The following is a 13,131-nucleotide window of genomic DNA, read 5'->3' as shown; positions in this document are numbered from 1 at the left end:
TAGAATCTACAAAGCGTATTTACGTATTCAATTGACTATTATAGCAAAATTGCCCGTTTTCAACACAATGATAATACATGGCGCTCAGATAACTGGATTTAGAAGACTGAGTTTTTAGTCTTTCGCAAATGTACTTAATTGAGCCATGACATTTTTAGGGTCAGCGCAATGACCCATGGCATCACTAGGACGGATATAATACTTCCTGCCAGCAATAGCGCCAAGATGGGTAAACCATTTAAACCAGTCGCAAATAAGTCTACCGCGCCTGTAGCAAAAATTAATACTGGCAATTGCATCGGCAAAGCAATTAAAGGCACTAGCACCGCGCCATTCTTCAATGACAGCGTTAAACTACTGGCGACTGCGGATAGCATCAAAAGCATCGGACTGCCGGTTACAATAGAGGCCATCAGTATTCCCGCCTCAAACCAACTCAGCTGAAATAAAGGGACTGCCAGCAAACTGAGTATCGCCACGATACCACTACTAAAAATCCAATGAATGACCAACCTAATAAGCACCCATAGCGGCAATGACGCTTTGGCAACCACCAATTGTGCTAACGTACCGTTGTCGAGCGCAGGCTTAAATAGACCGTCAACCCCCATCACCAAGGAAAGCAGCGCGGCAATCCACACTGCAGATACCCCCAAACGCTGTAAGAGCTCAGGCTCACTGCCAACGGCGAGCGGAAACAAAGTAATAATGACCAAAAACAGCACCAATGGATACAGCCACTGCACTGCCCCTTGCTGCTTGACCTGCCACTCACGGCGCCACAACGGCATAAATCCGATGCTACGCGGCGCGGCTGCAATAGTACTTGTCTTTTCACTCATGGCTGATACGGCACTTATTCGTCTGGGTGGGTATGGAATGCTCTGTCATTGTCCATGCTGCTACCTATACTGGCGATACTACTGGCACTCGCACTTATACCATATAGTCAGACAAGTCGAGCATTTGATTGGCAACACCAACGGCTTGATGGCTGGTCATCAGTATCGAGCCACCAGCATGAGCAAAATCGCACAGTAGCGCTTCCATACGTGCCACCATATCGACATCGAGTGCGGTAAAGGGCTCATCGAGTAGCCAAAGCGGTGTCACATCTGGCGTCAGTAAGTACAACCTAGCAAGGGTAATACGGCGTGTCTGTCCAGCGGACAAATGACTCGAGCTGATGGTCTCAAACCCTTGTAGGCCAACCCAAGTCAGCGCATCATCAATATCAGTCGTGCTTGGCGTGATACCATATAAATTCAATAAAAATGTCAGGTTTTGTGCCACGGTTAGATTTGGATGAATACCCAGCTGGTGCGAGACATACAAAGGCTGGATAGGCAAGGACGACTGCCCTTGATAAGACACCTCCCCTGTCAGCACAGGTAACAACCCTGCCAGCTGCATAAGCAACGTGGTTTTTCCAGTACCATTTGCTCCAATCAGATGACAAATGCTACCCGCTGATAGATGTAATGTAACCCCTTCACACAGCGGTATTTCACCGCGTTGAACCGTCAGCTCATCAAGCGTAAGTACAGGCGTATCCAAAACCGACATCAAAACCTCTGGTTATTTATCAAGTAGCAGTCAACATTCATCACAAACAAAGGCAAGGTTCGTGGCATAATACCTTATGATCACCACAAACACACAGTATAACAAATTGTCGATTACTCTGACCTCAAAAAAACGATAACCACAAAATATGACTTCAAAATCTATGCAGACTTTACCAGACAATCAAAATGACACAACTGACGCCGATACCAAAAGCGGCCCTACTGATATGAGCCTATCAAAAGAGACATCAACCAGCCGCTTGACCATAGATAGCCTGATCGATGCCCAAGTTGATTTTATGCAGCAATGGTTGTTGCAGCAGGCTGAACCGCTTGCCCTCGAAGCATGGCAATGGTTTGGCGCGCAGCCCTTAAGCAAATATATTACCTGTGACCATTTGCAATACTTGATGAAAGATTGGCTGTTAAACCAGCCGATGACTGATGTAATGCGCAAAGATATTCGTGACATTTTGCACACCCTTATTTATCACCCTATTAATGACAATGTGCCTTTGTCTGAGCTGGTCGATGACAACCAAGTTGAGACCCTTGCCAACTATATCGGTAGCCACGAGCAGCAGCGCAATGTCCTCATTCATACGTTGGTCGGCAATGAAACTTTTGCTGATTTATTGACCCAAACGCTCTACCATGCGATCAATGATTTTATGGAGACCACGCTTGATAAAGCGGGCGGCGTTGGTAAATTGATGAAGCTTGGCCGCAGCTCGTTTGAGAAAGCAACCAACAGAAACCTCGATGAAAAACTGCAAACATATTTACATCGTAATATTAAAGATTTGACGCGCAGAGCTGAGGCCAATGCACAAGCGCATTTATCAAATCAAGAAGTGGCGCGTTTGCTCATCATGGGCTGGGATCGTATCAAAGACCAACCGATTAGCGAGCTACAAACCTACTTGAACGATGAACCTGATAATAGCAGCATCGATCATATTGAAGCCAGCATTCAGCAAAGCTACAATCGTCTGCGACTGTCACCCTACTTGCACAGCTTGGTATCAGCCAGTATTGAGACGTGGTATACCAACCATCACTCTGACACAATGGCAACCATCGTGTCCAGTCTGCACATTGATGAAGCCGCCATGAAACAATGTACTACCGCCCTATTACCGATCGTGTCTGATGCGATCAAAACGCCTTGGCTGAGCGCTTATCTTCGTGAGATGCTACAAGCATTTTATACCCAGCCTGCTATCAAAGAAGGCTTGGCGCTCAATCACGATTAATTTACACCCCTTACTTGTCAGCATACGATTATGAGTCAACACGATAAACTCAGCCTGTGGCAAAAAATCAAACAGTTACTGACTGCTTCTGCCCCGCAGCCAGTAACTGATGCTGCGAGCAAGAAAAACAGGATAGCTTCTGCTAATACCAGTACTCAAGCAGCGGACAGCATCAGCCCTGTAGACGGCTCTCATTCGGGCAATGATCAATTACCAACGCCTGATGCCACGCTCAAAACCGATGAAAAAAACACAGCCCCACCACATCATAACAAGACGCCCATCGTTGATTGCTTAAAACAGTACTTCAATGATAAGCATTGGCACTACACGCATTGTCGCCCCAAAACCAATGACAGCCAGCAGTCGCATCACTTATCTTTGCGGATGCGCCATAAGCAAATGAACTGTGGTTATTTGTTTCGTGTTCAAGAGAAAAATAAGCTATTGGCAATCTATGGCATTTTGCCGTTTTTGATACCAGAGAGTCATCAGAATGCTGCTATGCTATTCATCACTCAAATCAACTATGACATGCTGATTGGCAACCTAGAGATGGATGTTAATGATGGCGAGATACGCTACAAAAACGCGATCGATGTCGAAGCGGTTGGGATTGATCATCATACGATTGAACATTTATTGCAAAGCGTGGTGGCAATGACGACTGTTGCCAGCGAGCTGTTTGGTGATTTGATTAATAATCAAGATCCTGCTGACGATATATCGACATTACTGACAGAGCTACGCCAACAGTCAGATGCGCGGGCGTTTTTTTTGCCAACGCAGTTTGTTCAATAGCCAAATGATTTGATGACGCTCCGAACAGCAAGCGCTTATGTCTATTTTTACTCATCAAAAAACCATCAATACTAAGCTAGAATTCTTATGCTAAAAATTGCCTATTCTGAGATTTTTCGCTATAGCGTGCCCGACAAGCATCGCTTTCCCATGCAAAAATACACCATGATACCTGAGCGTTTATTGAGCGAGGGCACGATCAGTCAAGATAACTTCTTTGCCCCTGCCTGCTTAAGCGAAGAGGAGATTTTGACCACTCATACAGCAGAGTACTGGCATAAGCTCAAAACCCAAACCCTGCCGCGTAAAGAGGCGCGGCCAATTGGCTTTGAGATGACACCGCGTCTGGTGGAGCGCGGACGGCATATCGCTTACGCTACCTACCAATGCGCGTTATATGCCAAAGAATACGGTATTGCGATGAATGTCGCAGGGGGCACGCATCATTCGTTTGCCGATCATGGCGAAGGCTTTTGTGTGTTTAACGATGTCTGTATCGCCAGTAATTTGCTCTTAAATCGCGGGGAAGCCAGCAAAATCTTAATCGTCGATTTGGATGTACACCAAGGTAATGGCAACGCCAGCATCATGGCGGATGAGCCACGAGTGTTTGTCTTTAGCATGCATGGCGCTAAGAACTATCCGTTTCGCAAACAAGTCTCTGACCTAGACATTGAGCTCGATAATGATACAGACGATGCGACGTATCTTGGGTTATTAAAAGACACCCTACCACGTTTGATTACTGAGGTTGCACCCGACATGATTTTTTATCAATCGGCGGTCGATGTGTTGGCAACGGACAAGCTGGGTAAGTTGGCACTGACCCGCGAGGGCTGCTATGAGCGTGACCGCTTTGTACTCAGCCAAGCCAAAGAGGCCGGCATCCCTGTCGCGGTGGTGATGGGCGGCGGCTACTCTGAAGATATCGATGATGTGGTCGAGGCGCACTGCAATACCTTTCGCCTCGCCCAGCAGATCTTTTTTGATACCGCAGCGGATTAATGGCTGGATAAGTAATAGGTATAAAAGAGCTGATATTAAAAAGCTGGTATAAGAGAGACGGCGAGGATGATATGGCAAAAATACTGATTGTGATTGGCATCGTGTTAGTGGTTGTCGGGGTCATTTGGCTGGTTTTTCCCAATGCCTTTTCGTGGCTCGGCAATCTGCCAGGCGATATCAAACATACCTCAGGCAATACGCGGGTGTATTTCCCAGTGGCTACCATGATAATCGTTAGTGTAGTCGCGACGATTATTCTTAATTTATTTAATCGTTAAACAATTAATATATTACAAAGCTGAACGGCTGGTTTTACAAAATCGCGGTAATCCCCTGCCAACCCACGCGGATACCCAGCAGGGTAATAATCACCAAAATCAGCTGACGAAAGCGGGCGTGCGGTAGATAACGACGCAAACGAATCCCCACTAGCAGCGCCGTGACCGAGACCACGCTCAGTATCGCAATCAGCTGCCACTCGGTGCCAGTAAGTGCCATAATCGGCTCACGCAACACGATAATTTGTGCCACTTTGCCTAAGAAATAACACATGTTGCCGACTTTGGCGATGGTGTTTTTATCATCACTGGCAGAGAGCAGATACATCATCAGCATGGTCGACATCGCATTGGTCGAGCCGCCAATAACTCCCGCGCTAAAGCCAACCACAATCAACACAGGCTTGGTATCTGGAAGACGAATCTGTTTGCCCAGCACGCTACTGGTGACATAAAAACCAATGACCGCCGCCAGCATCAATAGGATATAGGCACTGTTTATCCACAGCAGCAACTGAGCACCCAAGATGCTGCCAAGCAAGCTTGTGAGCGCAAGCAGCCAATAGCGTCTGCCATAATAAATGAAGTTTTGCCAAACACTGCGCTCACCGCCTGCCAGCCACGTCATGGTATTGAGCAATAATGAGGGGAAGATAACCAATACGATGGCGTGCGGCAGCGGATACATGCTTGCTAGCGCAGTAGTCGTCACCAAGGTCACGCCAAGTCCGCTGATACCATGCAATAGCGAGGCAATCGCGAACACCAACGTTAGAATGAGCATCTGAGTGTCATCGTTGCCAGCTATATTTGTCATAGTGGTGATACCATGTAAGGCCCAGTGTACATAGTGTTCATGACTACGCCATGTACACTTACCTCCTGAGTCATTTTAATGTTGACCGATTGCTTGACCGATAATACTGGCTAGCTGCTCAGCGATTTTGTCTTTACTGGCTTTTTCAAGGGTTATCGCGTCACGCTCATAGCGCTCAGAGAAAAACACCTGCATGGCATTATCATCACTGGCAAAGCCGATATCTGCTCGTGAGACATCATTACAAGCAATCATATCCAGATTTTTTGCCGCCAGCTTACCGCGTGCATAACGCTCGACATCTTGCGTTTCGGCGGCAAAACCAACCACGAAAAGCGCTGGATGCGCAAGAGAGATTGTCGCTAGGATGTCAGGATTTTTGACCAGACTGAGCGTCATGGCGTCTTGCGTTTTTTTGATTTTTTGCGGTGCGGCATCGATGGTACGATAATCTGCCACTGCTGCCGTCGAGATAAATATATCTGCTTTGATGATTGGGTTATCATCATGATGTTCATGGGTGTGAGAATGGTCATGCGTGTGCTCGTGAGAATGATCATGCTCGTCCTCAAAGATAAGTGGGAGCGCACTATGCGTCCCATCCACGCACTGTTGGGCAGCGATTAGCATATCTTTGGCAGACAATACATCAATCCGCGTAACATTGAGCGGCGTCGGTAAAGCCACTTTACCACCAGCAATCAAAACAACCTCAGCACCGGCGGCCACGCAAGCTCGTGCCAACGCAAAGCCCATTTTTCCTGAAGAGTGATTAGACAAATAGCGCACAGGATCAATTGCCTCTACCGTTGGTCCTGCGGTAATGACCACTCGCTTTCCTGACAGCAATTGCGGCGTCGTATTCATCGCTTTGAACAAAAGCACCTCCTCCAGCAATTGCTCAGGCTCAGGCAAACGCCCAGCACCCACATCACCGCATGCCTGCTCACCGCTGGCTGGCTGAATGATCTGATATCTCATATCACGCAGGGTTTGTATGTTTAAGTTGACTGCTGGATGCGCCCACATCTGTTGATTCATGGCAGGCGCAATGATGACTGGCGCTGTCGTGGCAAGGCACACCGTCGTCAACAAATCATCGGCCATACCCATCGCGAGACGTGCCAGTGTATTGGCAGATGCAGGAGCAATCACAATCAAGTCCGCCCATTTCGCCAGCTCAATGTGGCCCATCCCCGCTTCTGCCTGCTCATCGAGTAATGAGACATGCACCTCATTACCCGTCAACGCTTGCAGAGTCAGCGGTGTGATAAATGCTTGTGCGCCTGTCGTCATAATCACGCGCACATCAAAGCCTGCCTTAATCAACAAGCGGGCAAATATAGCAGATTTATAAGCGGCGATACCGCCAGTAATAGCAAGCACAATATTGGACATAAGCATGGCTTCAATCAAAAAGTGAAAAGATAAAATTGCGCTTATAGTAACAACTATGAGATAAATTGGGTAAAATTTTCCGTATTTACCCTACATAATCAGTAGCAATTTATTCTTAAGGAGTGGCAATGGCGATTAAAGACTGGCATGAAGATGACAGACCACGCGAAAAATTACTGAAGTTCGGTGCCGCTCACTTATCTGATGCGGAGATACTGGCCATCTTTTTGCGTACAGGGACTCAGTCGCAATCAGCCATTGAGCTCGCTCGCCATCTGATTGATCAGTTTGGTAGCTTAGCGGAGCTATTGGCGGCCCCAAAACAGACAGTGCTCGCCTGCCATGGTATGGGCCCTGCCAAGTACGCTCAGATATTGGCATCGCTCGAGATGGGCACACGTTATCTGGATAGTAAGCTCAAAACAGGTCAAGCACTTGGGCGCTCGCAAGTGGTCAAAGACTACATCAGCACCCAGTTACGCGGTGAGCACCGTGAGGTATTTGCCGTACTGTGCCTAGACAATGCGTTGAACCTTTTAAACTTTGAGATACTGTTCACAGGCGGTATCTCATCGTGTTCCGTCTGTATCAAGCATGTACTCCGGCACGCACTAAGCCACGCGGCTAGCCAGCTCATTATTGCGCATAACCATCCTCATACCGATGCCAAGCCCTCAGCTGCTGACAATCTACTGACCTATGAGCTAAAAAAAGCGTGTGACCTACTAGATATCTCACTGGTCGATCACATCATCGTTGGACGTAACGATACCTTATCTTATGCCGAAAGCAATCTGATACCTTTTGGTTAGTTCATGACACTGACCACTCAATTGGTCAGCAAATTTGAGCTACTTGGCAAACCCTACTCATTAGAGTCTATTGGGCATGATACCTGATACATATTATCGACAGAGCGTAGCATTTTGGCTCTTGATAGTCATCGACAACTGTTTCATATTAGTAGCTTGTTCTATGGCAGCTGACGCAGTACGCTTTTGTTTTAGCCGTATACAGTACAAGAGTCTGCTAGCAGCACCAAGGTTATTTATGCTGCCAACTATTATATGGATAGAACTGTTTGTTATAAAACACAACAATAATCATAACGGTTCATATCTTTTTATTTTCTTATATTTCACACTTTTTATTTAGTATCCCACAGGAGATAGTCATGGCAATTGGCTTGTTTATTTTGGCAGTCATCATTCAATTAGCTGTGGTCTTGGCCATCTTTTTGCTGTCCTTATCACGAGTCACGGGCAGTATTGTTGCCCTGATTACGGTTATTGTTACTGCCATTATCAGTCCATGGTCGCTCCTCTTAGGGGTGCCCATCGCGCTGCTTTGCTTGGTTTTACTCATCACTCCACTGCGCCAATCACTCATTACCAAACCTGTTTATAAGGCTTTGGGTGGTGCAATGCCAAGTATGAGTGATACGGAGCGTGAAGCACTGGATGCTGGTACCAGTTGGTGGGAAAAAGAGCTGTTTATGGGAGCGCCAAATTGGGAGGCTTTTGCCAATTACCCTTATCCAAAGCTGTCAGAGGAAGAGCAAAGCTTCATTGATAACGAAGTAGAAACGTTATGCGCCATGCTCGATGAATGGCAAATCCAGCATAAAGATAAAGAGCTGTCACCTGAAGCGTGGCAATTTATCAAAAGTAATGGCTTTTTAGGTTTAATTATTCCAAAAGAGTTTGGTGGTCTAGAATTTAGCTCTTATGCGCAAAGCCGCGTGATGAGTAAAATTGCGTCACGTTCCCCCACCGCTGCTGTGACTTGTATGGTGCCCAATTCGCTCGGTCCTGGTGAGCTACTAATGCACTATGGCACGGACGAGCAAAAACAGCGCTGGCTACCGGGTCTCGCCAAAGGTGATGAAGTACCTTGCTTCGGTTTGACTGGACCTGAGGCAGGCTCTGATGCAGGTGCGATTCCTGACACAGGCGTCGTCTGTTATGGCTCGCATGAGGGCGAGCAGGTACTTGGTTTGCGTATGAACTTCTCCAAACGCTGGATTACATTAGCACCTATCGCTACTGTCGTGGGTTTGGCTTTTAAGATGCATGATCCTGAAGGTCTGCTTGGTGATCCAGATAAAACCGATTACGGTATCACCTGTGCACTGATCCCTGCCAATCATGAAGGCGTTATCACGGGTCCACGTCATAACCCAATCGGCTCGCCATTTATGAATGGTACGGTCGATGGCAAAGATGTCTTTATCCCCTTAGATTATATCATTGGTGGTGTCGAAAACGCTGGCCGCGGCTGGCGTATGCTGATGGAGTGCTTGGGCGTGGGTCGTGGTATCTCCTTGCCTGCTCTATCGACCTCAGCCAGTGAGATGGCTTATCTGTCTGTCGGCGCTTTCTCAAAAGTTCGTGAGCAGTTCAAAATCTCAGTCGGTAAATTTGAAGGTGTACAGGACGCCACCAGTCGCATGGCAAGTAATACTTATATGTTAGAAGCGTTCCGTCATTTGGTAACTTGCGGGTTAAACCAAGGCGGTACGCCATCAGTCATGACTGCAATGGCAAAATATTATGCGACCGAAACCATGCGTAGTGTGGTCAATGATGGTATGGATGTCGTTGGTGGTCGTGCCGTACAGATGGGCCCACGTAACTTCTTAGCGATACCTTATCAAGCGATTCCTGTATCTATCACTGTTGAGGGTGCCAATATTTTGACCCGCTCGCTGATGATTTTTGGTCAAGGCGCGATGCGTTGTCATCCTTATCTATTCGATGAGCTGCAACTGCTACAGAGTGAGGATAAAAAAGCAGCGACTGAAAAATTCGACACGCTTTTCTTCAAACATTTAGGCTATACCTTCAACCGCGGTGCAAAAGCGTTTGTTGCCGGCTACGTTGGCGGCAGTAGCGATGCGCCCCGTTTCGCTGATGGCTTTACGCGGCCTTACTACAAGCACATCAACCGCCTAAGCGCAAGCTTTGCCCTAACTGCGGATATGGCGCTCGGTCTATTGGCAGGTGATCTCAAACGTAAAGAGATGCTATCTGGTCGTCTCGCTGATATTCACAGTCACTTATTCATTGCGACGGCAATTTTGCAATTTTATGAGCATGGCAGCAAATCAGAATCTGAGCGTCTACATGCCAAAGTAGCACTCCAAAACAGCTTATATACGATTCAAGAAGCATTTGTGTCTTTCTTTGCCAACTTCCCGAATCGTATGGCAGCCAACGTGGTGAGCTTTGTAACTTTCCCAAGTGGCCGTATCTTTACGCCAGCAAGTGATGAGCTAAAATGCCAGTTGGGCGACACCTTTATGGATGATTTTGCAGCCAACCCGTTCCGCGATTATCTAAAAACGATGGTTTACTACAATACAGACTCAGACGACGTCAATGGCCGTATGGAGCACGCGTATCAGACATTGATTGAGATTGAACCATTGTGGCAGAAATTCAAAAAGGCGGAGCATCAAGACAACTTTGAGGGGCTAACCTTTGAAGATCATGTGGTACATGCCAGTCAAAACGATAGCATCACTGAAGAAGAGGCTGAGGTCTTGATTCAATATAATGCCATGCGCTTTGATTCATTATTGACCGATGTGTTTGATCAGCATTTATCTGAGGCGCAAGACCGAGACAATCCACATACTCTCGAAAATGCAGTCAATCAACTGACCAATTATGCTGAGCTAAAAAAAGAGTCTAAAAATCAAGACAGTGTCCCAGTTGATGGTCAACCGATGAGCGACGAGATTGACAGTGACACAGACACTGAGCAACACACTGGTGATGCCAATCCCAATCATGGTTACGAGACTGATGGTAATGTGGAGCTGGTCAGCGAACAAGATACCGCAAAAGAGATGACCTCACAGACAGATTTTGCAAAATCAAATCCTAAAGCAGAAGCACTTGACCATCGTCACCGTGATGCAGAGTCACACCTTCATGAGCGTATGAGTAACAACCATAGTCGCCATATCGTACCAGATGATGACGTAGATGCAGCATCGGACGATCACTCTACGAGTACTTTGGGTCATCAAGAAACCCTACCGCGCAAAGAAGACGATAAGGTATAAAAGGTCAATATAAATACGTGGGCTTGTAAGTACTAAAGCAAGCTACCCTAGTCCATTCAGCCTCTAAGAGCCAGACAATCCCGACGCGATTGTCTGGCTTTTTTGTCCTACAAAGACTTATTTTTATATTAAATCAATAACGTTGTTTTAATATCAATGGTTTGATAGATCAAGCCATCCTAAAGCGTCTTTCATAAATATGTTGTTTCATAACAGAAACAAACGATTTAGAATAAATAATGACTATTTTATGGGCACATAGTTGTAACAAGGGTCGTCCTGACGACATTGAATGATAAAAAAATCTTGCAGTGCCCTTAACTATTCTTTTATATTATCCTCGAAAATGTGACATAGAGTGATAATCACAAGAACTCAATAGTCATAACATGCATTATGGTTAGAGAAACCCACACCGATCCATAGGCTGAGGTGAGACTGACTATAGTGCTGTTATGCACAAAAAGGATATGGATATGTGGAAAAATATGGGACTGACGGGCAAGATTATCGTTGCCATGGTCATCGGTATCGTACTGGGTCTATTTTTGAATTACTCAGGATTAAATGGCGAAGGCAGCTTTGTTAATACTTATATCACCAATGGTCTTTTTGCCATTATTGGTAAGCTATTTGTCAATTCGCTAAAAATGTTGGTCGTACCCTTAGTACTTATCTCACTGATTTGCGGTGTGTGTGGTATCGGTGATATCCGTTTGCTTGGGCGTATTGGTACCAAAACCTTTATGGTTTATATGCTTACCACAGCGCTTGCGATTGCAACCGCCATTGGATTAGGGGCGTTATTTGGCATCGGTAAAGGGATGAATATCGAATCTGAAGCCACGTTTGAAGCAGCATCCGCGCCGCCGCTACTTGATGTCTTCTCTAATATTATTCCATCAAACCCTATTAGTGCGATGGCGAATGGCGATATGCTATCGATCATTTTCTTTGCCATCCTTATTGGTATTAGTATTTTGATGGTGGGCAAACCTGCCAAAGGTCTGGTTCAAAGCTTAGAGCTTATCAATGAAGTCATCTTGAAAATGGTGACGATCATTATGAATCTAGCGCCTTACGGTGTGTTTGCGCTATTAGCCAAGGCAATGTCTGAGCTAGGCTTTGAGTTAATTTTGTCATTGCTGAGCTATATGGCGGTATTGGTTGGGTCGCTTGCTTTCCACTTCTTCGTCACTATGATGATTATCCTAAAGCTCTTCTCAGGGCTATCTATCCGAACCTTCTTGAGCAAAATGCGTGAGGTTCAGATTTTTGCATTTAGTACCTCAAGCTCGAACGCGACGATTCCGATTACCTTGCGTACGGTGACCAAGCGTATGGGTGTCAATAACTCAGTTGCCTCTTTTACTGTGCCTTTTGGTGCCACCATCAACATGGATGGTACGGCAATCATGCAAGGTACGGCGACTATTTTCATCGCCAATATTTATGGGATTGATCTGGGTATCACTGAGTACCTCACCGTTATCTTGATGTCAGTACTGGCCTCTATTGGTACAGCTGGTGTTCCGGGTGTCGGTCTGATCATGCTATCGATGGTATTTGCGCAAGTTGGCTTGCCAATCGAAGGTATTGGCTTGATCTTGGGTGTGGACCGTATCCTTGATATGTTACGTACGGCTGTCAACGTGGGCGGTGATGCTGCCGTGACAACTATCGTGGCAAAATCAGAAGGTAAAATGGATCTGGCGCTATACAACGATCCTAATGCGGGCACAAAAGACGTCTTTGACGGTCATATCGATGAAGAAAATGAGCGTGAGTTCTCTAAAGTCATGAACGATGGCATCATGGGCAGCGAATACGATGACGTTGACCGTCGTCACTAATCACCTCTGCTAGATAGACATTCATAAAACTTAGATTAACACATGAAGTGCAATACCAAATGCAAGGTGAAAAAAAGACCTAG

The 13,131-nt window shown here is 46.2% G+C and carries 11 protein-coding genes; 7 read left to right on the top strand and 4 right to left on the bottom strand.

The features are described from left to right. Positions 1-134: 134 nt before the first annotated feature. Together L0G63_RS06365 and ccmA are read right to left on the bottom strand one after the other, a co-directional pair. Positions 135-791 carry a heme exporter protein CcmB gene (locus tag L0G63_RS06365; protein WP_301449901.1) on the bottom strand — a complete coding sequence of 219 codons (657 nt, stop codon included), beginning with the start codon at positions 789-791 and terminating at the stop codon, positions 135-137. 145 nt (positions 792-936) lie between these two features. Then, positions 937-1,566 (bottom strand): heme ABC exporter ATP-binding protein CcmA, encoded by a 630-nt coding sequence (gene ccmA, locus L0G63_RS06360; RefSeq protein ID WP_301449882.1) that lies wholly within the window; start codon positions 1,564-1,566, stop codon positions 937-939. Positions 1,567-1,714: 148 nt separating this feature from the next. On the opposite strand from ccmA, the gene L0G63_RS06355 reads away from it, so the two are divergent. The 4 genes from L0G63_RS06355 (at position 1,715) to L0G63_RS06340 (ending at position 4,908) form a co-directional block, all read left to right on the top strand. After that, the gene (locus L0G63_RS06355; RefSeq protein ID WP_301449881.1) at positions 1,715-2,824 is read left to right on the top strand and encodes a hypothetical protein; all 1,110 of its coding nucleotides are present in this window, start codon (positions 1,715-1,717) and stop codon (positions 2,822-2,824) included. A gap of 30 nt (positions 2,825-2,854) precedes the next feature. After that, positions 2,855-3,625, top strand: a complete 771-nt coding sequence (locus tag L0G63_RS06350) for a YbjN domain-containing protein (RefSeq protein WP_301449880.1) — start codon at positions 2,855-2,857, stop codon at positions 3,623-3,625. Between the two features lie 87 nt (positions 3,626-3,712). Further along, complete coding sequence (locus L0G63_RS06345) at positions 3,713-4,630, top strand: histone deacetylase (RefSeq protein WP_301449879.1); 918 nt, start codon at positions 3,713-3,715, stop codon at positions 4,628-4,630. Positions 4,631-4,701: 71 nt separating this feature from the next. After that, complete coding sequence (locus L0G63_RS06340) at positions 4,702-4,908, top strand: DUF2905 domain-containing protein (protein WP_301449878.1); 207 nt, start codon at positions 4,702-4,704, stop codon at positions 4,906-4,908. 34 nt (positions 4,909-4,942) lie between these two features. On the opposite strand, the gene L0G63_RS06335 is transcribed toward L0G63_RS06340, so the two are convergent. Both L0G63_RS06335 and coaBC read right to left on the bottom strand, forming a co-directional pair. Further along, on the bottom strand, positions 4,943-5,725 hold the full coding sequence (locus L0G63_RS06335; protein ID WP_301449877.1) for a sulfite exporter TauE/SafE family protein: 783 nt from the start codon (positions 5,723-5,725) through the stop codon (positions 4,943-4,945). Between the two features lie 75 nt (positions 5,726-5,800). Next, the gene (coaBC, locus tag L0G63_RS06330) at positions 5,801-7,123 is read right to left on the bottom strand and encodes a bifunctional phosphopantothenoylcysteine decarboxylase/phosphopantothenate--cysteine ligase CoaBC (protein WP_301449876.1); all 1,323 of its coding nucleotides are present in this window, start codon (positions 7,121-7,123) and stop codon (positions 5,801-5,803) included. A gap of 128 nt (positions 7,124-7,251) precedes the next feature. Here coaBC and radC point away from each other — a divergent pair, with 128 nt between their 5' ends. The 3 genes from radC (at position 7,252) to L0G63_RS06315 (ending at position 13,048) form a co-directional block, all read left to right on the top strand. Beyond that, a complete protein-coding gene (gene radC, locus L0G63_RS06325; protein ID WP_301449875.1) occupies positions 7,252-7,935 on the top strand; it encodes a DNA repair protein RadC in 684 nt (227 codons plus the stop codon). Positions 7,936-8,297: 362 nt separating this feature from the next. Next, the gene (locus L0G63_RS06320; protein ID WP_301449874.1) at positions 8,298-11,195 is read left to right on the top strand and encodes an acyl-CoA dehydrogenase; all 2,898 of its coding nucleotides are present in this window, start codon (positions 8,298-8,300) and stop codon (positions 11,193-11,195) included. A gap of 476 nt (positions 11,196-11,671) precedes the next feature. Further along, the gene (locus L0G63_RS06315) at positions 11,672-13,048 is read left to right on the top strand and encodes a dicarboxylate/amino acid:cation symporter (RefSeq protein WP_301449873.1); all 1,377 of its coding nucleotides are present in this window, start codon (positions 11,672-11,674) and stop codon (positions 13,046-13,048) included. The last annotated feature ends 83 nt before the right edge of the window (positions 13,049-13,131 follow it).

Origin of the sequence: Psychrobacter sp., assembly GCF_030454045.1 — a bacterium.
In the GTDB taxonomy this organism is placed as follows: Bacteria; Pseudomonadota; Gammaproteobacteria; order Pseudomonadales; family Moraxellaceae; genus Psychrobacter.
Note: the sequence above shows the minus strand (reverse complement) of the source record. Positions and strands in the feature narration are given on the sequence as shown.